23 protein-coding genes are annotated in these 17955 nt (G+C 69.4%); 14 read left to right on the top strand and 9 right to left on the bottom strand.

The features are described from left to right. Window positions 1-28 precede the first annotated feature (28 nt). Genes BLP62_RS03245 through BLP62_RS03235 form a run of 3 tightly spaced genes read right to left on the bottom strand, consistent with a single transcriptional unit; the run spans window position 29 to window position 2256 of the window. Window positions 29-925 carry an MBL fold metallo-hydrolase gene (locus BLP62_RS03245; RefSeq protein ID WP_093005816.1) on the bottom strand — a complete coding sequence of 299 codons (897 nt, stop codon included), beginning with the start codon at window positions 923-925 and terminating at the stop codon, window positions 29-31. Beyond that, complete coding sequence (locus tag BLP62_RS03240; protein WP_093005814.1) at window positions 919-1713, bottom strand: fumarylacetoacetate hydrolase family protein; 795 nt, start codon at window positions 1711-1713, stop codon at window positions 919-921. Before BLP62_RS03240 ends, BLP62_RS03245 begins: the two co-directional genes overlap by 7 nt. A 9-nt stretch (window positions 1714-1722) precedes the next feature. After that, on the bottom strand, window positions 1723-2256 hold the full coding sequence (locus tag BLP62_RS03235) for a glycerol-3-phosphate acyltransferase (protein ID WP_093005882.1): 534 nt from the start codon (window positions 2254-2256) through the stop codon (window positions 1723-1725). Window positions 2257-2331: 75 nt separating this feature from the next. Between BLP62_RS03235 and BLP62_RS03230 the strand changes: the two genes are divergently transcribed. From BLP62_RS03230 to BLP62_RS03185, 10 genes are all read left to right on the top strand, one after another. Next, window positions 2332-3366, top strand: a complete 1035-nt coding sequence (locus tag BLP62_RS03230) for a substrate-binding domain-containing protein (RefSeq protein ID WP_093005812.1) — start codon at window positions 2332-2334, stop codon at window positions 3364-3366. Between the two features lie 9 nt (window positions 3367-3375). Further along, complete coding sequence (locus BLP62_RS03225; RefSeq protein ID WP_093005810.1) at window positions 3376-3822, top strand: YqhA family protein; 447 nt, start codon at window positions 3376-3378, stop codon at window positions 3820-3822. Next, window positions 3823-4488: a hypothetical protein gene (locus BLP62_RS03220; RefSeq protein WP_093005808.1), complete on the top strand. Its 666-nt coding sequence runs from the start codon at window positions 3823-3825 to the stop codon at window positions 4486-4488. Window positions 4489-4498: 10 nt separating this feature from the next. Continuing rightward, window positions 4499-5617, top strand: a complete 1119-nt coding sequence (gene mqnE / locus BLP62_RS03215) for an aminofutalosine synthase MqnE (RefSeq protein WP_093005806.1) — start codon at window positions 4499-4501, stop codon at window positions 5615-5617. Window positions 5618-5657: 40 nt separating this feature from the next. Further along, on the top strand, window positions 5658-6473 hold the full coding sequence (locus tag BLP62_RS03210; protein ID WP_093005804.1) for a menaquinone biosynthetic enzyme MqnA/MqnD family protein: 816 nt from the start codon (window positions 5658-5660) through the stop codon (window positions 6471-6473). Between the two features lie 65 nt (window positions 6474-6538). After that, entirely contained in the window at window positions 6539-7075 is a 537-nt protein-coding gene (locus BLP62_RS03205) for a YceI family protein (protein WP_093005802.1), read from the top strand. Further along, window positions 7076-7270 carry a hypothetical protein gene (locus BLP62_RS03200; protein ID WP_093005800.1) on the top strand — a complete coding sequence of 65 codons (195 nt, stop codon included), beginning with the start codon at window positions 7076-7078 and terminating at the stop codon, window positions 7268-7270. Beyond that, window positions 7267-8031, top strand: coding sequence for a VOC family protein (locus BLP62_RS03195; protein WP_093005798.1), 765 nt, complete (start codon window positions 7267-7269; stop codon window positions 8029-8031). The genes BLP62_RS03200 and BLP62_RS03195 overlap by 4 nt, the downstream gene beginning before the upstream one ends. Window positions 8032-8171: 140 nt before the next feature. Next, window positions 8172-9206, top strand: a complete 1035-nt coding sequence (gene aroF, locus BLP62_RS03190; RefSeq protein ID WP_093005796.1) for a 3-deoxy-7-phosphoheptulonate synthase — start codon at window positions 8172-8174, stop codon at window positions 9204-9206. After that, on the top strand, window positions 9203-10282 hold the full coding sequence (locus tag BLP62_RS03185; protein WP_093005794.1) for a prephenate dehydrogenase/arogenate dehydrogenase family protein: 1080 nt from the start codon (window positions 9203-9205) through the stop codon (window positions 10280-10282). The genes aroF and BLP62_RS03185 overlap by 4 nt, the downstream gene beginning before the upstream one ends. Here the strand turns inward: BLP62_RS03185 and BLP62_RS03180 are convergent. The 3 genes from BLP62_RS03180 to BLP62_RS03170 are packed head-to-tail and all read right to left on the bottom strand — an operon-like array spanning window position 10267 to window position 13119. Next, window positions 10267-11217: a GGDEF domain-containing protein gene (locus BLP62_RS03180; RefSeq protein ID WP_093005792.1), complete on the bottom strand. Its 951-nt coding sequence runs from the start codon at window positions 11215-11217 to the stop codon at window positions 10267-10269. The two genes, BLP62_RS03185 and BLP62_RS03180, sit on opposite strands and share 16 nt — an antisense overlap. Before the next feature lie 54 nt (window positions 11218-11271). Then, the gene (locus BLP62_RS03175) at window positions 11272-12627 is read right to left on the bottom strand and encodes an FAD-binding oxidoreductase (RefSeq protein ID WP_093005790.1); all 1356 of its coding nucleotides are present in this window, start codon (window positions 12625-12627) and stop codon (window positions 11272-11274) included. Window positions 12628-12636: 9 nt separating this feature from the next. Next, window positions 12637-13119, bottom strand: a complete 483-nt coding sequence (locus BLP62_RS03170) for a hypothetical protein (RefSeq protein WP_093005788.1) — start codon at window positions 13117-13119, stop codon at window positions 12637-12639. Between the two features lie 69 nt (window positions 13120-13188). Here BLP62_RS03170 and BLP62_RS03165 point away from each other — a divergent pair, with 69 nt between their 5' ends. Continuing rightward, window positions 13189-13641 carry an EVE domain-containing protein gene (locus BLP62_RS03165; protein WP_093005786.1) on the top strand — a complete coding sequence of 151 codons (453 nt, stop codon included), beginning with the start codon at window positions 13189-13191 and terminating at the stop codon, window positions 13639-13641. Here BLP62_RS03165 and pilC read toward each other — a convergent pair. Next, window positions 13616-14836, bottom strand: coding sequence for a type IV pilus assembly protein PilC (pilC, locus tag BLP62_RS03160; RefSeq protein ID WP_093005784.1), 1221 nt, complete (start codon window positions 14834-14836; stop codon window positions 13616-13618). The two genes, BLP62_RS03165 and pilC, sit on opposite strands and share 26 nt — an antisense overlap. Between pilC and BLP62_RS03155 the strand changes: the two genes are divergently transcribed. Together BLP62_RS03155 and scpB are read left to right on the top strand one after the other, a co-directional pair. Continuing rightward, window positions 14835-15422, top strand: coding sequence for an L-threonylcarbamoyladenylate synthase (locus BLP62_RS03155; RefSeq protein ID WP_093005782.1), 588 nt, complete (start codon window positions 14835-14837; stop codon window positions 15420-15422). The genes pilC and BLP62_RS03155 overlap by 2 nt on opposite strands. 3 nt (window positions 15423-15425) lie before the next feature. After that, window positions 15426-15953, top strand: a complete 528-nt coding sequence (gene scpB, locus BLP62_RS03150) for an SMC-Scp complex subunit ScpB (protein ID WP_093005780.1) — start codon at window positions 15426-15428, stop codon at window positions 15951-15953. On the opposite strand, the gene BLP62_RS03145 is transcribed toward scpB, so the two are convergent. Then, window positions 15900-16979, bottom strand: a complete 1080-nt coding sequence (locus BLP62_RS03145) for a PIG-L deacetylase family protein (RefSeq protein ID WP_093005778.1) — start codon at window positions 16977-16979, stop codon at window positions 15900-15902. The two genes, scpB and BLP62_RS03145, sit on opposite strands and share 54 nt — an antisense overlap. A 23-nt stretch (window positions 16980-17002) precedes the next feature. Here BLP62_RS03145 and BLP62_RS03140 point away from each other — a divergent pair, with 23 nt between their 5' ends. Then, the gene (locus BLP62_RS03140) at window positions 17003-17626 is read left to right on the top strand and encodes a GNAT family N-acetyltransferase (RefSeq protein ID WP_093005776.1); all 624 of its coding nucleotides are present in this window, start codon (window positions 17003-17005) and stop codon (window positions 17624-17626) included. Here the strand turns inward: BLP62_RS03140 and BLP62_RS03135 are convergent. After that, window positions 17623-17946 (bottom strand): heavy metal-binding domain-containing protein, encoded by a 324-nt coding sequence (locus BLP62_RS03135; RefSeq protein WP_093005774.1) that lies wholly within the window; start codon window positions 17944-17946, stop codon window positions 17623-17625. The two genes, BLP62_RS03140 and BLP62_RS03135, sit on opposite strands and share 4 nt — an antisense overlap. Between the last annotated feature and the right edge of the window lie 9 nt (window positions 17947-17955).

The following is a 17955-nucleotide window of genomic DNA, read 5'->3' as shown; positions in this document are numbered from 1 at the left end:
CGGGCCGCCCCAAGGGAAAGGGCGTCACCTAACCCTCCAAAGCCTCGGGGTGGTGCTTCTGCCAGTAGCGCACGAGGCCCTGGAGGTTCATGAAGGGGGGATCGGCGAGGGCGTACAGGCGCATGCCCGCCTCGTCCACCCCGGCCCCCCTAAGGCCCTCGTGCCAGTAGGCCTCAAAGCGCCGGACCATCTCCTCCTCGGAAAGCCCTTCCTTCAGGCGGTGCAGCACCCAGCCCGCCCAGGCCTCCAGAGTCTCCCTGAGGGCCTGGAGGTGGGCCTCCACGTCCCCGTAGGGGCCGAAGTGGGTGAGGTAGAGGGCCTTGGGCCTCAGGGCGAGGAGGCGGTCCAAGGAGGCGTACCAGCTTTCCAGGTGGATGTCGGGGGGTGGGGTGGGGGGGAGGACCGGCCCGGGGGCGATGCGCACCCCGGCGATGTCCCCGGCGAAGACGAGGTCCCCCACCCGGTAGGCGTGGTGGTGGGAAGCGTGCCCCAGCGTCTCCACCGCCTGGACCTCGAGGCCGCCCACGGCCACCACCTCCCCGTCGGCGAGGGGCCGCACCCTCTCCTCCGGAATCCCCCGGACCTTGCCCCAGAGGGCCTTGAGCCCGTCCCCGTAGATCCTTTCCGCCGAGGCGAGGAGCCGGGAGGGGTCCACGAGGTGGGGGGCGCCCCTGGGGTGGACGTAGACCGTGGCCCCAAGCTCCGCCAGGCGCCAGGCCGCCCCCGCGTGGTCCAGGTGGATGTGGGTCACGAAGACGTGGCGCACCTCCTCGGGGGCCACCCCTCGCTCCCCCAAGGCGGCCACCAGGCGGGGATAGGTGCTCTCAGGGCCCGTTTCTATGAGGATGGGGCCCTCCTTCGTCCTGAGGAGGAAGCTGGCGATGACCCTTTCCGAATGAAATCCGAGATCCAGGACCTCTACCACGGCTTTTCCTCCTTGGGGCCGATGCGGGTGTGGAGGGTGCCCACGCCCTCCACGGCCACCTCAATCCGGTCCCCGGGGTTCAGGGCCCCCACGCCGGAGGGGGTCCCGGTGAGGACCACGTCCAAAGGCTCCAGGGTCATGAAGCCCGAGATGTAGGAGAGGATCTCCGCCACGCTGAAGATCATCTGGGAGGTGTGCCCCTCCTGGCGGAGCTCCCCGTTCACGTAGGTGCGGACCCAGGTGTTCTGGGGGTCCAGATCGGTTTCCAGCCAGGGGCCCAAGGGGAGGAACTTGTCGGCGCTCTTGGCCCGGACCCACTGGAGGTCCTTCTTCTGGGCGTCCCGGGCGGTGATGTCCACGGCGATGGTGTAGCCCAGGACGTGGTCCAGGGCCTTCTCCGGGGGAACGCGGCGCATCCTGTCCCCGATGACCACGGCAAGCTCCCCCTCGTAGTGAAGCTCCTGGGTGAAGAAGGGGTAGGGCACCCTGTCCCCGGTGTTCTCCGGGTCGCGGGGGTTGGCGGGGTGGGCCAGGGTGTTGGGGGCCTTGAGGAAAAGGCCCGGCTCCTGGGGCAGGTCCTCCCCGAAGTCGTGCCCCATCTCCCGGATGTGCTCCCGGTAGTTCCGCCCCACGCAGACGATCTTGCTGGGGGTGGCGGGCACCAGGAGGCGCACCGAGGCGAGGTCGTACCGCCTGCCCGTGGGGTTGCCCCCCGGGGCGTCCGTCTCCAGGACCAGCTCCCCTTCCAAAATGCCCCAGCGGCCCTCGTTAAAGCGCAGGATCTTCATGCCCTAAAGCTACCACCTTCCCTTAAGGATTTGCAGGCCCCTTAGGGCCACCACCCCCGCCACCCCAAGGGCCCCCCAGCGGCCTTCGGGGGGAGCCAGGAGGAGAAGGGCCAGGTAGCCGAAGGCGGCCCCAAAGGGGATGGGGTAAATCCCCTTCCGCCCCTTCCGCCAGTAGGCGAGGTGGTAGACCCCCGCCACCAAAAGGCCCAGGGCCGTGGCCCAAAGGGTCTCCCGGGGGAACCAGGCCAGGAAGAAGCCCAGGGAAGGGGCGATCCCCCCGCCTCCCCGGAAGCGGAAGAAGAGGGGCCAGTTGTGGCCCGCCACCAGGGCCACCCCCGCCCAGGGGCGGAGGGCGGGCGGGGTGAGGAGGGCGGCCAAGACCCCTTTCCCCAGGTCAAAGAGGACCACCAGCAAGGCGGCCCAGGGGCCCTTCCGGCGGAAGACCCCCGAGCCCCCGGGGAGGTCCTTCCCCCGCACCTCGGGGAAGAGGAGGAGCCCCCCCACCAAGGAGCCCAGGAGGTAGGCCAGGAGGAGGTAGACCATGCCCCCATTCTTGCAAAGGCCCGGGCCCTGGGGTATCCTCAGGGTGGAAGTTTCCATGAAGCGCTTCCACACGCCATGAGGAGAAAGCAACCCACCATCCACGAGGTGGCCGCCCGGGCAGGGGTAGGGCTCGGCACGGTGAGCCGGGTGCTCAACAACCACCCGGCGGTGCGCCCCGAGACCCGGGCCCGGGTGCTTAGGGCCATGGAGGAGCTGGGCTACACCCCAAACCCCCACGCCCGCAGGATCGCGGGGGGGCGGAGCTACACGGTGAGCGTCCTCCTCCCCTTCGTGGCCACGGAGTTCTACCGCAGGCTTTTGGAAGGCATAGAGGGCGTCCTCCTGGAAAAGCGCTACGACCTCGCCCTCTTCCCCATCCTCTCCCAGGCCCGGCTCAGGCGCTACCTGGAAAGCTCCACCCTGGCCTACCTCACCGACGGCCTCATCCTGGCCTCCTACGACCTCACGGAGCACTTTGAGGAAGGCCGCCTCCCCACCGACCGCCCCGTGGTCCTGGTGGACGCCAAAAACCCCCGGTACGACTCCGTCTACCTGGACAACCGCCTGGGGGGGCGGCTTGCGGGGGAGTACCTGGCCCGCTTTCCCGGGGCCATCTTCGCCATCAAGGTGGAGGAGGAGCCCGACAAGGCCTTCCGCCACACCGTCTTCTCCGAGCGCCTGGCGGGCTTCCGGGAGGCTTTGGAGGAGGCGGGCCGCCCCTTCCCGGAAGACCACCTCTACGTCACCCGCCTCTCCCAGGAGGGGGGGCGCCTCGCCCTCCGCCACTTCCTGGAAAAGGCCTCCCCGCCCCTCAACGTCTTCGCCGGGGCGGACCAGGTGGCCTTAGGGGTCCTGGAGGAGGCGGAGCGCCTGGGCCTCGCTGTGGGCCGGGAGGTGCGGGTCCTCGGCTTTGACGGCCACCCCTTCGCCGAGGAGGTGGGGCTTTCCACCATCGCCCAGCCCGTGGAGGCCATGGGGGCCCGGGCGGCCCAGCTCCTTCTGGAGAGGATGCAAGGCTACGCGGGCCCGCCCCGGGAGGTGCGCTTTGAGCCCCTCCTCGTGGAGAGGACCTCCACCCTGACCCCAGGTCCCGCGCCCTACGTGCCCTAGAATCGTCCCATGGGCCTTTGGAACACCCTGGCCAACCTGGCGCGCTGGACCATGGTCCTGCCCGTGGTAGGCCTCCTCCTCGGGGCCTTTTACTTCGCCTGGCACGCCCTGTTGGAGGCGGCCTCCGCCCTGGGGCAGGGCCTCGAGGCCGCCCTCCCCGCCCTGGTGGGCGCCGTGGACCTGGCCCTTCTCTCCGCCGTCTTCCTCATCTTTGGCGCGGGTCTTTTTGAGCTCTTCATCGGCAAGCTGGAGGTGCCCCTGGACAACGTCTTGGCCGTGGAGAGCCTGGCCGACCTCAAGAACAAGCTGGGCCAGGTGATCGTCATGATCCTGGTGGTGAAGTTCTTTGAGAAGGCCCTGGCCTTCAAACCCCAGGCGGCCCTGGACTTCCTCCTCTTCGCCGGGGGGGTGGCCCTTCTGAGCGCCGCCCTCTGGCTGGCCCGGGCCAAGGAGTAGGTGCTGGTCTACCTGGACCAAAACCACGCCAGCCGCATGGCCAAGCACCTCCTGGGCCAGAAGGGGCACGAGGCCTTCGGCCAGCTCTTTCTGGCCCTCAAGGGGAAAGCCCTCGCCCCCCCAAGCCCCTTCCACGTCCTGGAAACCCTCTTTCCCCAAAGGGGCCCGGAGGAGAAGGCGGGCTACCTCCTCCCCGCCCTCCAGGAGGTCTTCGCCGCCCTCTCGGGGGGCTACTGGGTCCGGCCCTGGCAGGAGGTGGCCGCAAGGCAAAAGCGGGGGGTGTACCGGGAGGACCTCCTCTCCGAGGAGGGCAGCTGGGAGCACCCCGCGGACCTCTCCCCCTTCCTGGGGCTTCCCGAGGCCCTTTGGGGGCTTCCCTACGGGGAGGCCCACGCCCTGGCCCTAAAGGAGGTCAAGGCGCGCGCCGGCCTCGAGGAAGTGCCCTTCGTCAGGCTCCTCGCCCACCTCCTCGCCCGGATGGCCTCCGACAGCCACCGCAGGCCCCGCCCCTCCGACCTCCTGGACGCGGTGATGGCGGCCACGGTCTACCCCTACGTGGACCTCCTCCTCACCGACCGCTACCTGCGAAACCTCCTCCCCGAGAAGAGCGTGGGGGGGCGGAGGAAAGAGGTGGAGGCCCTGGTCCGGCGCCTCTTAGAGGAGTAGACTCCGGGGCGTGAGAGGCATCCGGGACCCCCGCCTCCTCCCCATCGCCGAGAAGGTGATGGAGGGGAAAAGGCTTTCCTTTGAGGACGGCCTCGTGCTCTACGAGACCCGGGACCTCCCCACCCTCATGCGCCTCGCCAACCTGGTGCGGGAAAGGAAGCACGGGCACAAGACCTACTTCGTCCACTCCATCCGCGTCTCCCAGACCAACATCTGCTACGTGGGGTGCACCTTCTGCGCCTTCCAGAGGCGCTTCGGCGAGGAAGGGGCCTGGGACTTTGAGGTGGACGAGGTGGTGGCCTGGGTCAAGGAGCGCTACCAGCCTGGCCTCACCGAGATCCACATGACCGCGGGCCACCACCCCAAAAGGCCCTTCTCCTACTACCTGGACCTGGTGCGGGCCCTGAAGGAGAACTTCCCCGGGGTCCAGGTGAAGGCCTGGACCGCGGCGGAGATCCACCACTTCTCCAAGATCGCCCGCCTCCCCTACCGGGAGGTCCTAGAGGCCCTGAAGGAGGCGGGCCTGGACGCCATGCCGGGGGGTGGGGCGGAGATCTTCGCCGAGAGGGTGCGGAGGAGGATCGCCCGGGCCAAGGTCTCGGCGGAAGGGTGGCTTGCGGTCCACCGCACCGCCCACGAGCTCGGCATCCCCACCAACGCCACCATGCTCTACGGGCACATAGAGACCCTGGAGGAGCGCCTGGACCACATGGACCGCCTCCGCCGCCTCCAGGACGAGACGGGGGGCTTCATGAGCTTCATCCCCCTGGCCTTCCAGCCGGACGGGAACCTGCTCGCCCGGGAGCTGGGCAAGAAGGAGTTCACCACGGGGCTGGACGACCTTAAAAACCTGGCCGTGGCCCGGCTTTACCTGGACAACTTCCCCCACATCAAGGGGTACTGGGCCACCTTAACCCCCGAGCTCGCCCAGGTCTCCCTGGACTGGGGGGTCACGGACATTGACGGCACCCTCATTGAGGAGAGGATCGTCCACATGGCGGGAAGCCCCACGCCCCAGGGCCTCACCAAGCGGGAGCTCGCCCGCATTATCCTTATGGCGGGCCGCCTCCCCGTGGAGCGGGACGCCCTCTACCGGGAGGTGCGGGTCTGGGACCGGGTGGAGGCGTGAGCCCACCCGGCTTCCCCGGACCAAGGAGGGGAAGGGAGGGATGAGGCCCCTGCGGGTGGGGTTTCCCCCCTACGCCAACGTGGCCCCCCTGGTCCGCTTCCTCAGGCCGGAGGGCTTCTCCGTGGTCCACGCGCCCCCCACCACCCTCAACGCCTGGCTCCTGGAGGGGAAGCTGGACCTGTCCTTGGCCTCCAGCTACGCCTACCTCCGCCACCAGGAGGCCCTGGGCCTATTGCCGGACTTCTCCGTGGCGGTGCTCGGGCCGGTCTACTCCGTGAACCTCTTCCACCGCGTGCCCCTGGCCGACCTCAAGCGGGTGGCCCTCACCACGGAAAGCGCCACCAGCGTGGCCCTTCTAAAGCTCCTCCTGAAGGAGGCCGGGGCCGAGCCCCGCTACGAGCAGACGAAGGGGGAGCTGGAGCTCCTTTCCGCCCACGACGGCGTTCTCCTTATCGGCGACCGGGCCATAAGGGCCTACGCCGCCCTCCTTCCCGAGATCCCCGAAACCCCCCACGCCCTCCCCACAAGCCTGGGCGGGGTCCAGGTGGCCGACCTCTCCGTCCTCTGGTTCCGGAGGACCCGCCTCCCCTTCGTCTTCGCCGTCTGGGCCTACCGGAGGGAAAACCCGCCCCCCAAGCCCTTGGTCCAGGCCCTGAGGCGGGCCCGGCGGGAAGGCCTGGCGAGGCTCGGCGAGGTGGCGCGAGGGGAGGCGGAAAGGCTTGGCGTCCACCCCGCTCTCATGGAGCACTACCTCTGGAACTTCCGCTACCACCTGGAGGAGCCGGACCGCCTGGGCCTCGAGGCCTTCGCCGAGGCCCTGGGGCTTCCCTTCCGGCCCCTTTACTATCCCGAATAGCGCTTGACATTTCATAGCGGTTGAAGTAGCGTAGCCTTGGGCCCTGGGCCCAAGGAGGTGTAAGGATGCGTTGGAACCTTGACCCGACCCACACCAGCGTGGAGTTCGCCGTGCGGCATATGATGATCGCCACGGTAAAGGGGACAATCAACCTCAAAGAGGGGTACGTGGAAACCGACGAGACCGGGAAGCCCCTCCGGGTGGAGGCCCGCCTGGACGCGGCGAGCATCCACACCGGCGTGGCCGACCGGGACAACCACCTCCGCTCCCCGGACTTCCTGGACGTGGCCAACCACCCGGAGATCGTCTTCCGGGGCGAGAGGATCACCCCCCTGGGGGAGGGCCGCTACCGGGTGGAGGGAGAGGTGACCATCCGGGGGGTGACCCGGCCCCTGGCCTTTGAGGTGGAAACCCACGGCCCCGTGAAGGACCCCTGGGGGAACGAGCGCATCGCCGCCCACTTTGAGGGGAAGCTGAACCGCAAGGACTTCGGCCTCACCTGGAACATGCCCCTGGAGGCCGGGGGGCTTCTCGTGGGCGAGGAGGTGCGCTTCAGCGTGGACACCGAGGCGGTGAAGGCGAAAGAAGAGGTAAACGTCTAGATGGTGCCCGCCTCGCTTCGGCACGCCCTCCGGGCCACGGGCCTGGCCCTCCTCGTCTTCGTCCTCTTCCTTTTCCCGCCCTTCGCCGCCACCCCACGCCCCGACACCCGGGCCGTCCTGATCCTCCTGCACGTACCCCCGGTGGCGGCCTACCTCTGGGGCCTGTGGAGAATGGAAGGGGAAATCCGCCCGTGAGGCGGCTTCTCGGCCTCACCCTCAGGGTGCGGGACCTGAAGGCCCAGCTGGGCTTCTACCAAGGCCTTCTGGGCCTAAAGGCGGAGGCCGACCCGCCCCGCTACCGGCTTTTCCCCGAGGGGAAGGGCTTCGTTCTGGAGCTTCTCCACGACCCCGAGGCCCCCTTAAGGCCCTACCCCTCCTTAGGCCTCTACCACTTCGCCCTCCTCCTGCCCCACCGCAAGGCCCTCGCCGGGGTCTTCCGCAGGCTCCTGGAGGCTAGGGCCCACTTTGAAGGGGCGGCGGACCACGGGGTCTCGGAGGCCCTCTACTTCCGCGACCCCGAGGGGAACGGCCTGGAGCTCTACCGGGACCGCCCCCAAGGGGCATGGCCCAAAGGCCCCCTCATGTTCACGGCGCCCCTGAACCTGGAAAAGCTCCTCGCGGAAAACCCGGACCCCACCCCCCTTCCCCCCGAAACCCTTCTTGGGCACCTCCACCTCCACGTGGAGGACCTGGCGGCGGCGGAGGCCTTCTTTAGCGGGAAGCTCGGCATGGAGGTGACCTTGCGCACCTACCCCGGGGCCCTCTTCTTCGCCTGGGACGGCTACCACCACCACGTGGGGGCGAACACCTGGGCGCCAAGGCGCAAGGCGCCCCCTGGGGCCACGGGGCTTTTGGGCTACACCCTCCTCGCCCCTCCCGGCGTTCCCCCCGGGGAGCACCCCGACCCCACCGGGGCCTTGGCCCGGGTCTTGACGGAGCCCCCGCCTTCCCCTTAGACTCTAGACCAACTATGTGGACCCTAGGGCGCTACTTCGGCTTTTATTACCCCGCCGGGGGCGCCCTGCGGTCCGCGTAGGCCATACCGCGAAAAGGGCGCCCCCTAAAGGGGGCGCCCAAGGTTTTTGGGAGGGAAGCCATGCTGATCGTGATGAAGCGGGGGCACACAGAAGAGGAGCTTCAGGAAGTGGTGCGGGAGATTGAGAAGGTGGGCTACCGGCCCCACGTCTCCCGGGGCGTGGAGACCACCTTGGTGGGGGCCATCGGCCGGGGGCCCACCCCGGAGCTCATGGAGCACTTCCGGGCCCTGCCGGGGGTGGCCGAGGTCATCCCCATCTCCAAGCCCTACAAGCTTGCGAGCCTCGAGGTCCAGCCCTTCCCCACGGTCCTGGAGTTCCCCACGGGGAAGACGGGGGGCGGCCACGTGATGGTGGCGGCAGGCCCTTGCGGGGTGGAGTCCCGGGAGCAGACCCTAAAGGCCGCCCGCTACGTGAAGGCCCACGGGGCCCACATGCTCCGGGGGGGAGCTTTCAAACCCCGCACGAGCCCCTACGCCTTCCAGGGCCTGGGCCTCGAGGGCCTGAAGATCCTCGCCGAGGCCAAGAGGGAGACGGGGCTCCCCATCGTCACCGAGGTCCTCTCCCCGGAGCAGGTGGAGCTCGTGGCCGAGTACGCCGACGTCCTCCAGATCGGGGCGCGGAACGCCCAGAACTTCGCCCTCCTCCAGGCGGTGGGGGAGGCGGGCAAGCCCGTCCTCCTCAAGCGGGGGATGAGCATGACCCTGGAAGAGTTCCTCATGAGCGCGGAGTACATCCTCTCCCGGGGCAACATGCGGGTGATCCTGGTGGAGCGGGGCATCCGCACCTTTGAGAAGGCGACCCGCTTCACCCTGGACGTCTCCGCCGTGCCCGTCCTCAAGAGCTGGACCCACCTCCCCGTCTGGATAGACCCCTCCCACCCGGCGGGCAAGAGGGACTGGGTCATCCCCTTGGCCCTGGCGGGCCTGGCGGCGGGGGCCGACGGCCTCATCGTGGAGACCCACCCCGAGCCGGAGAAGGCGCTTTCCGACGCCGCGCAACAGCTCCACGAGCACGAGTTCGCCGAGCTCATGGACAAGGTGCGCCGCCTGGTGGCCGCCCTGGACAAGACCCTCGCCACCCCCGTCCTGGGATGAGGCCCCTCTTCGGCAAAGTCGGGGTCTTCGGCGTGGGCCTTTTGGGCGGGAGCGTGGCCCTGGGGATTAAGGAGCGCTTCCTCGCCGAGGAGGTCCACGCCTACGACCAAGACCCTCTGGCCCTGGAGAAGGCCCTCTTTCTCGGCGTGGCCGACCGGGTGCACACCGAGGTGGGCCCCTGGGTGGGGGAGCTTGACCTCGGGGTCCTCGCCGCCCCCGTGGGGGCACTGGCCGAGCTGGGGGAAGCCCTCGCCCCCTGGGCCCACCCAGAGAGCCTCTGGACCGACGTGGGAAGCGTGAAGGCCAAGGTGGTGGCCGCCCTGGAAGGCCTCCTCCCCCACTACCTGGGGGGGCACCCCATGGCGGGAAGCGAACGGGCCGGGGTGGAGAACGCCCACGCCGGGCTTTTGCAGAACGCCGTCTGGGTCCTGACCCCCACGGAACGGACGAGCCCCAGGGCCCGGGAGGGCGTGCGGGGGCTCGTGGAAGCCCTGGGGGCCTACCCCCTGGAGATGCCCCCCGGGCTTCACGACGAGCTCGTGGCCCGGGTCTCCCACCTCCCCTACCTCCTCGCCGTGGCCTTGAACCGCATGGTGGCGCGAAGCCCCCACAAGGACCTCCTCATCTTCCTGGCGGCGGGGGGCTTCCGCGACCTCACCCGGGTGGCCTCCGGCTCCCCCAGGATGAGCCGGGACATGGTGGTGGAAAACAAAGAGGCCCTGAAGGAGGCCATAGAGGAGCTCCGGGAGGTCCTCCTGGAGCTGGAAGGCCTCCTGGAGGAGCCCGAAAGGCTTCTTAAGGCGGCGGAAGAGGCCAAGCGCACCCGGGACAGCCTCCCCATCGTGCGCCGAAGCCTCCTCCCCGAGATGCACGACCTCGTGGTCCAGGTCCCGGACCGGCCCGGGGAGATCGCCAGGATCGCCACCGCCTTGGGCGAGGCGGGGGTAAACATCAAGGACATAGAGGTCCTCACCATCCGGGAGGCGGCGGGGGCCCTCCGCCTCTCCTTCGCCACCCGGGAGGAGCGGGAAAGGGCCCGGCGCGTCCTCCAGGAGGCGGGCTACCGCTTGCCCTGAGGCGGGGCAAGGACCACCCGGCCCTTCCCCAGGGCCTTGGCCCGGTAGAGGGCTTGGTCGGCCCGTAGGAAGAGGTCCTCGAGGTCCCCCGCGTAGACGGCCACCCCCAGGCTCGCCCAGACCCCCTCCTCCTGGAGGCGGCGCCAAAGCCGCTCCGCCACCTCCACCGCCTCTTTTTCCCCCGTCCCCGGGAGGAGGACGGCGAACTCGTCCCCGCCCCACCGGGCCACGAGGTCCCCCCGGCGCACCCCCGAGACCAGGACCCGGGCCACCCGCCTGAGGTACCGGTCCCCCTCCTTGTGGCCCCGCTCGTCGTTTACCTGCTTGAAGCCGTCCAGGTCCAAAAGGACCAGGGCGAAGGGGGGCCCGCCCCGCTCCACCCGGGCCGCCTCCCGCTCCAAGGCCATCTCCAAGGCCCTGCGGTTGGGGAGGCCCGTGAGGGGGTCGGTGAGGGCCTGCTCCTTCCAGAAGCGGGCCTGGCCGTAGAGCTCCCGGAAGCGGGCGAGGAGGAGGGCGAGGGCGAGGAGGACGGGCTGGCTTAAAGCGAAGTGCCCCCAGAGCCAGGTGGGCTTTCCCACGGCCCAGAGGGCGAAGGCGGAAAAAAGCCCCGCCCAAAGGAGGCCCAGGCCGAGGGCCACGGGCAAGGGGTAGGCGAAGGCCAGGAGGAGGTAAAGGGAGGGAGACCAGAAACCCACCGCCCAAGGGAAGTCCCTTCCCCGCCAAAGCTCAAAGAGGAGGTAAGCCCCCAGGGCGTGGGCCAAGAAGCGGGGGGCCCGCCTGGGCCCCTGCCCGAGGGCGAGGAGGAAGAGGAAGGCGAAAAGGGGGTAAAAGGCCCACTCTCCGCCTTTTGGAGGCCTGGCCCAAAGCTGGAGCCCCACGCCCAGGGGCAAACCCACCCAGGCCAGGGCGTAGAGGAGGCGGTAGGCACCCTCCATGGGTCCATTCTCCCTAGACCCCTGTAAAAACCGCGTGAAAAAAGCCCATCGCCCCTAGGGAAGCACCTTGCCGGGGTTGAAGAGGCCCGTGGGGTCCAAGGCCTCCTTGACCCGGTGGAGCGCCCCCAGGGTCTCGGGGTCCACCGCCTCCGGCATGAAGCCCCGCTTCATGAGGCCGATGCCGTGCTCCCCGGAGAGCACCCCCCCGTGCCTCAAGGCCACCCGGGCGATCTCGTGGGCGAGCTCCCAGACCCTTTCCTCGCTCTCCCTCCTCGGGTCAAAGAGGATGTTGGGGTGAAGGTTTCCGTCCCCGATGTGGCCGAACTGCACCACCACCAGGCCGAAGGCCCTTCCCAGGGCCTCAATCTCCCGCACCACCTGGGGCAGGGCCGAGCGGGGCACGGCGATGTCCTCGTTCACCCGCTTGGGGCGGATGCGGCCCAAGGCGGGGCTCACCGCCCGCCGGGCCCGCCAGAGGGCCTCGGCCTCCGCCTCACCCGCCGCGCGGACCACCTCGGCCCCATGACGGCGGGCGCTCGCCTCCACCAGGGAAAGCTCTTCCTCCACGAGGTCCACCTCCTCCCCGTCCGTCTCCACCAGGAGGAGGGCCCGGCCCCGAGGCAGGCCCATCCTCAGGTAGTCCTCCACGGCGCCCGCGCAGGCGGGGTCCATGAACTCCATGCGGGCGGGCACGGCCCCCGAGGCCACCGCCTCGGAAACCGCCTCGGCCAGGGGCTCCACCCCGGGGAAGTGGGCCAGAAGGGCGGCCCGGTGCCGGGGCAAGGGAAGAAGCCGCACCCTGGCCCCGGTGATGAGGCCCAAGGTGCCCTCCGAACCGATGAGAAGGCCGGGCAGGTCGTAGGCCCCGCGGCCCAGGCGGTGGACCTCGCCCCAGGCGTCCACGAACTCCAGCTCCAAAACGTAGTCCCCGGTGACCCCGTACTTGAAGCAAAGGGGCCCCCCGGCGTTTTCCGCCAGGTTCCCCCCTAAGGTGCTGGTGCGGTAGGAGGCGGGGTCCGGGGGGTAGAAGAGGCCGAAGGGCCTCGCCGCCTCGGAAATCCTGGCCGTGGTCACCCCGGGCTCGGCCCAGGCGGTCTGGGTGTGGGGGTCCACCTCGAGGCGGGTCATCCGGGTGAAGGCCACCACGATGGCCCCCTCCTCCGGGACCGCCCCGCCGGAGAGGCCGCTTCCCGCCCCCCGGGGCACCAGCGCCACCCCGTGCCGCCGGGCCAGGCGGACCAAAGCGGCCACCTCCTCCCGGCTTTCGGGCAGGACCACGGCCAAGGGTTCAGGCCCCACCAGGATGGCGTCGTAGCGGTAGACCTCCTTCGCCGCCCGGGAAAGGAGGGCCCGGGGGCCGAAAAGCGCCTTGAGCTCGTCCAAAACCCCTTGCGCCCGGGAAAGCGCCATGGACCCAGCCTACCAGGAAGGGTCGCAGAAAGAGGAGGCATCCCCGCGCACGGGGTTGGCTGCGGCCACGTAGGGCCCGGCGACCCCCCCAGTGAACCCCCGAAGCCAGAGCCTGCGGTCAGGCAGGGCGGGCTCCACCCCGATGCCCTGGGGGAGGGAGGCGCCTTGGGGGGAAACCAAGGAGACCGCCTGGATGCTCCCATCCGGGGTCACCTCCACGAAACCCCGGACATGGCCCCCGTAGATGGGTCCCCCTAGGGCCGAACGCTCCTGCGGCGCTGCCTCCCAAGGGGCTTTCCCCTCGGGGACCCAGTAGAACTCTAAGCGGTCCACCCTTCCCTCCAGATAAAAGCGGTAGTCCACCCGCGTGTTGCCGTAGGCGCAGTAGGTGGGCTGGGTCTCCAGGCGAGCGATCCGGTGGCCCGGGTAGACCACCTCGAGGGTCAGGGAACAGGCGGCGAGAAGAGGCAGGAGCAGGGCTAAACCACGCACCCCCTAAACGTAGCTCCTCCCCCCTAAAGGGGGCTTTGCTGGGGCTAAAGGGGGCTTTAGACTTCCCCCATGGCCTACTGGCTCTTGAAGTCCGAACCCGAGGTCTACAGCATTGAGGACCTGGAGCGGGAAGGCCGGGCCGTCTGGGACGGGGTGCGGAACTACCAAGCCCGGAACTACCTGATGCGGATGAAAGAGGGCGACCTCTGCTTCTTCTACCACTCGGGCACCACCCCCCCGGGGATCGCCGGGCTTTGCCGGGTGGTGCGCACCCTCCTCCCTGACCCCACCCAGTTTGACCCGGAAAGCCCCTACCACGACCCCAAGGCCACCCCGGAGAAGCCCCGCTGGTACACGGTGGAGGTGGCCTTCGTGGAGAAGTGGCCCCTCCTCCCCCTCGCCGAGCTCAAGGCCCTCTTCCCCCCGGACCACCCCCTGGTGCGAAGGGGGAACCGGCTTTCCGTGATGCCGGTTCCCCCGGAGGTGGCGGAGAAGCTTATTGCACGGAGAGGGTCCCGATGATCTTGAAGAGGGGCAGGAACATCCCGGCCACGATCATGCCCACGATGACGCCCAGGAAGATGATCATGAGGGGCTCAATGGCCGCGGTGAGGCTCGCCACCGCCTCGTCCACCTCCCGCTCGTAGAAGTCGGCGATCTTGGAGAGCAGGGTGTCCAAGGCCCCCGTCTCCTCGCCGATGGCCACCATGGAGCTCACCATGGGCGGGAAGACGAAGGGGTGCTGGGCCAGGGTGAGGTTCAAGGGGTCGCCCTGCTGGATCTTCAGCTTGGCGGCCTCCACGATCTCCTCCACCACGCTGTTGCCCGCGGTCCCCTTGGTGATGTCCAGGGCCTCCACGATGTTCACCCCGCTGGAGAGGAGAAGGGCCAGGGTGCGGGAGAAGCGGGCCACGGCGGTCTTGCGGTTGAGGTTGCCGAAAACCGGCACCCTGAGCTTGATGCGGTCAATGACCCTACGCCCCTGGGGAGTGCCGTAGTACCAGCGGTAGGCGAAGAAGAGGACCACGGCGAGGAGGAGGAGGGGCAAGGTGGCCGCCCGGAGGAAGTCGGAAAGGGCGATGAGGAAGCGGGTGAGGAGGGGGAGCTCGGAGCCTAAGTCGGTGAGGATCTGGGCGAACTGGGGCACGATGCCCGTGAGGAGGAAGTAGGCCACGCCCACGGCGAAGACGAAGACGATGACCGGGTAGGTCATGGCGCTGCGGATCTTGCCCCTTAGCTCCAGCTCCTTCTCCAGGAAGCTTGCCAGGCGGTCCAGGATGACGTCCAGGCCGCCCGAGGTCTCCCCGGCCCGCACCAGGTTCACGTAGAGGCGGGAGAAGAGCTTGTGCTTGGAGAGGGCCTCGGAGAAGGCCATGCCGCCCTCTATGTCCGCGCGCACCTGCTTGAGGATCTCCCGGAACTTCTTGTTCTCCGTCTGGCGCTCCAGGATGGCCAGGGACTGAAGAAGGGTGAGGCCCGCCCCCAGCATGGTGGCGAGCTGCCGGGAGAAGATGGCGAGGTCCTTGAGGCCGGGGCCCCTCTCCAAGGCGGGAAGGCGCACCTCGGCCTGGAGGCCCTTCCCCGGCTCCTTGATCTCGGCCACGAAGAGGCCCCGGTCGCGGAGGAGCCTCGCGGCGGTGCGGAGGTCCTCGGCCTCAATGGTGGCCTCCACCAGACGGCCCTGGCGGTCCCGGGCCTTATACTGGTAGATCGGCATGGAAGCAGTATACCAGGAGGCCCTGGCCAAAGCGGCGGAGATCCTCAAGGGAGGGGGTTTGGTGGCCTTCCCCACGGACACGGTCTGGGGAGTGCTGGCCCGCATGGAGGACGAGGCCGCTTGCCTAAGGATCTACGAGGTCAAGGGGAGGCTCGAGGACAAGCCCCTCCAGGTGCTAGTGGCGGACCTGGAAAGCGCCCTGAGGCTTGCCGACCTCGGCCCCCTGGAAGGGAAGTTTTTGCGCCTGGCGGAGGCCTTCTGGCCCGGGGGGCTCACCGTGGTGGTCCCTGGGAAGGCCATCCCCCCCTGGATCAGCAAGGACGGCTCCGTGGGCCTCAGGATGCCGGACCACGCCCTTTTGCGGGAGCTCCTCCGCCGGGTGGGGGGCCATGCCGCCGCCACGAGCCTGAACCGAAGCGGCGAACCCCCCGTGCGCACCGAGGCCGAGGCCCGGGCCTTCCCCGTGGACTTCGTCTTTCCGGGGGAGGCCGGGGGGCTCGCCTCCAGCGTGGTGGACCTGCGCACAGGCCAGGTGCTTCGGGAGGGGGCCATTCCCAAAGCGGCCCTCCTCCCCTACCTCACCTAGGCCATGGAAGGCCCCGGGCTCAAGGCGGAAATCCTGGCGGTTCTCTTCGCCGCGGGCAGGCCTGTTTCCCTGAAGGAGCTCAAGGCCCTGGGCCACCCCGAGGAGGCCCTTCTCCGGGCGCTCAAGGCCCTCGAGGCCGACCTCCAGGAAGGCGGGCTCGGCGTGGCCCTGGAGCGGGTGGCGGGGGGGTGGCGGCTCGTGGTGCACGAAAGGTCCCTCCCCGCGGTGGAAAGGGTCCTCAAGCCCACCCCGCCCCGCCTCTCCAAGGCGGCCCTCGAGGTCTTGGCCCTCATCGCCTACCACCAGCCCATCACCCGGGCGGAGCTCGAGGCCATGCGGGGGAAAAGCGTGGAAGGCCTCCTGGAAAGCCTCCTGGAGCGGGGGCTCATCCGGGTGGTGGGGGAGAAGGAGGCCCCGGGCCGCCCCAAGCTCTACGGCACCACGGAGCGCTTCCTGGAGGTCTTTGGCCTGGAGAGCCTAGAAGACCTCCCTCCCCTCCAGGACGGCCCACCCCTCCTCCTCCGGGGCTAGGGCCTCCCGGGCAGGGACGGGGAGGGGGCTAAAGAGCTCGTTCTGCCGCACGAAGGCGAGGAGAAACCGCCCGAGGAGGCGCATCTGGCTCCGGTGGGCCCGGATGGCCTTCTCCTTGAGGCGCACCTCCTCTTCCTCCAAGGGAAAGCGCCGCCAGGGAAGGCCCCTTCCCCGGGGAGGGGGGTAGAGGGGCAGGCGGGGGTGGAGCCCCTTGGGCAGGGGGTACTGGTACCCCCCGTGGATCACGTAGTACTCCAGCCGCCCCTCCAGGCCCAAGGCCGCCGCCGCCCGCATCCCGAAGTAGGCCGCGGCCTGGTGGTCCCGGTGGGCGTCTAAGGGGCTTGGAAGGAGGATCCGGGTGGGCTTAAGCCGCTCCAGAAGCTCCACCAAAGTGGCCTCGAGGGCCTTTCCCGTGTAGGGGAGGCCCGCCCGGTAGCACCCCGGGTAGGCCACGGCCTTGAGGCCGGTGTAGGGGCTTTCGTAGGCCAGGTAGTAGTGGGTGGTGAAGAGCTGAAAAAGCCCCTGGTCGGGAAAGCCCAGGAAATAGGCGCTCTCCCGGGGAAGGCCCAGGGCCTCGAGGCCCCGCCAGGCCTCCACCATGCGCCTAAGGGCCAGGCGGCGCAGGGCCTCCCGGGAGGGCAGGGGGCTCCCCGCCGCGAGGTCAAAGGCGTCCCCCGAGGTGAGGTAGACCACGCTCACCCGCCCCCCCCGGGCCCAGGTGCGGCGCATGAGCCCTGCCGCCGCCAGCACCTCGTCGTCGGGATGGGGGGCCAGGACCAGGAGGTGCTCCCCCCCACCGGGCCCGGGAAAGAGGGGCAGGCGGCGCACCCGGGCCCCCGCGAGGAGGGCGTGGTAGGTGGCGAAGACGAAGCGGCCGTTGACGAAGGCCCAGACCCCTAAGGCCGCCAGGAGGACAAGGAGGCGCTCCGTCCACAAAAGGCCAAGCCAAAGCCTTAAGACCTCCCCTACGCCCAGATAAAGGAGGAGCAAGAGGAGAAGCCACTGCCAAGGGGCCAGGCGGCGCACAGAGGCCATTCTAGACTGGAGGCGTGGCCCACCTGCGCCCCGCTCGCCCGGAAGACCTCCCCGCCATCGCCCGCCTCTCCCACCAGACCCTCCTCCTGGGCCGGGAAGGCCCCGGGGTCTTCCCCAGCGAGGCCCTGTGGGGAGAGCTCTTCGTGGCCCCCTACCTAAAGGGGGGGTGTTGCGCCTTGGTGGCCGAGGAGGAAGGCCGGGTGGTGGGCTACATCCTGGGGGCCTGCGCCTACTTTCCCCTGGCTTTGGCCCTCTCCTTACGCTTGCCGAGGGTGCTCTTGGGCTTTCTCCTGGGAGGCTACGGCCCCAGGCTTCCCCACCTCCGCTACCTCCTCCGCCTCCTCCTCTTCCCCGGGCCCAAGGCCCCCCGGAAGGCCTACCCCGCCCACCTGCACATCGCCGTGGACCCCAAGGCCCAGGGCCGCGGCCTGGGCCGGGCCCTCCTCGCGGCTTTTCTGGACTGCTTAAAGAAAAGAGGGGTTAAAGGGGTGCAGCTTTCCACCACCCGGGCCAACGAGGCCGCCCGGAGGCTTTACCGGAGCCTGGGCTTCCGGGTCTACGCCAAGCGGGCGAGCCCCTTCTGGGCCCCCTACCTGGGCCATCCCCTGATCCACGAGGTGTGGGTGAGGGAGCTTTAGGGAGCAAGCTTCACCGCGGTGCCGCTGGCCGTGACCATGAGCATGGAGTTCGCCTGGCCCAAGACCTCGTAGTCCAGGTCCACGCCTACCACGGCGTCCGCCCCAAGCCTCCTGGCCTCCTCGGCGAGCTCCTCTAGGGCCATCTCCCGGGCCCGCCTCAGCTCCGCCTCGTAAGCCCCGCTCCGCCCCCCCACGATGTCCCGCACCTGGGCGAAGAGGTCCCGGAGGAGGTTGGCCCCCACGATGGCCTCTCCGAAAACGATGCCGAGATACGCCTGTATGCGGCGCCCTTCCACCTGGGGAGTGGTGGTGAGGATCATGCCCCCATA

This window comes from Thermus arciformis, from assembly GCF_900102145.1.
Lineage (GTDB): Bacteria > Deinococcota > Deinococci > Deinococcales > Thermaceae > Thermus > Thermus arciformis.
This window is presented reverse-complemented; position numbering and strand designations above follow the sequence as displayed.

Excerpts from the sequence above, each read along its gene's own strand:
- BLP62_RS03210 (WP_093005804.1), top strand. The coding sequence starts at position 5,658 with ATGAGGCCCCTGCGGGTGGGGTTTCCCCCCTACGCCAACGTGGCCCCC.
- aroF (WP_093005796.1), top strand. The coding sequence starts at position 8,172 with ATGCTGATCGTGATGAAGCGGGGGCACACAGAAGAGGAGCTTCAGGAA.
- BLP62_RS03180 (WP_093005792.1), bottom strand. The coding sequence starts at position 11,217 with ATGGAGGGTGCCTACCGCCTCCTCTACGCCCTGGCCTGGGTGGGTTTG.
- BLP62_RS03135 (WP_093005774.1), bottom strand. The coding sequence starts at position 17,946 with ATGATCCTCACCACCACTCCCCAGGTGGAAGGGCGCCGCATACAGGCG.
- BLP62_RS03240 (WP_093005814.1), bottom strand. The coding sequence starts at position 1,713 with ATGAAGATCCTGCGCTTTAACGAGGGCCGCTGGGGCATTTTGGAAGGG.
- BLP62_RS03165 (WP_093005786.1), top strand. The coding sequence starts at position 13,189 with ATGGCCTACTGGCTCTTGAAGTCCGAACCCGAGGTCTACAGCATTGAG.
- BLP62_RS03175 (WP_093005790.1), bottom strand. The coding sequence starts at position 12,627 with ATGGCGCTTTCCCGGGCGCAAGGGGTTTTGGACGAGCTCAAGGCGCTT.
- BLP62_RS03235 (WP_093005882.1), bottom strand. The coding sequence starts at position 2,256 with ATGGTCTACCTCCTCCTGGCCTACCTCCTGGGCTCCTTGGTGGGGGGG.
- BLP62_RS03200 (WP_093005800.1), top strand. The coding sequence starts at position 7,076 with ATGGTGCCCGCCTCGCTTCGGCACGCCCTCCGGGCCACGGGCCTGGCC.
- BLP62_RS03155 (WP_093005782.1), top strand. The coding sequence starts at position 14,835 with ATGGAAGCAGTATACCAGGAGGCCCTGGCCAAAGCGGCGGAGATCCTC.
- BLP62_RS03205 (WP_093005802.1), top strand. The coding sequence starts at position 6,539 with ATGCGTTGGAACCTTGACCCGACCCACACCAGCGTGGAGTTCGCCGTG.
- BLP62_RS03230 (WP_093005812.1), top strand. The coding sequence starts at position 2,332 with ATGAGGAGAAAGCAACCCACCATCCACGAGGTGGCCGCCCGGGCAGGG.
- pilC (WP_093005784.1), bottom strand. The coding sequence starts at position 14,836 with ATGCCGATCTACCAGTATAAGGCCCGGGACCGCCAGGGCCGTCTGGTG.
- BLP62_RS03185 (WP_093005794.1), top strand. The coding sequence starts at position 9,203 with ATGAGGCCCCTCTTCGGCAAAGTCGGGGTCTTCGGCGTGGGCCTTTTG.
- scpB (WP_093005780.1), top strand. The coding sequence starts at position 15,426 with ATGGAAGGCCCCGGGCTCAAGGCGGAAATCCTGGCGGTTCTCTTCGCC.
- BLP62_RS03225 (WP_093005810.1), top strand. The coding sequence starts at position 3,376 with ATGGGCCTTTGGAACACCCTGGCCAACCTGGCGCGCTGGACCATGGTC.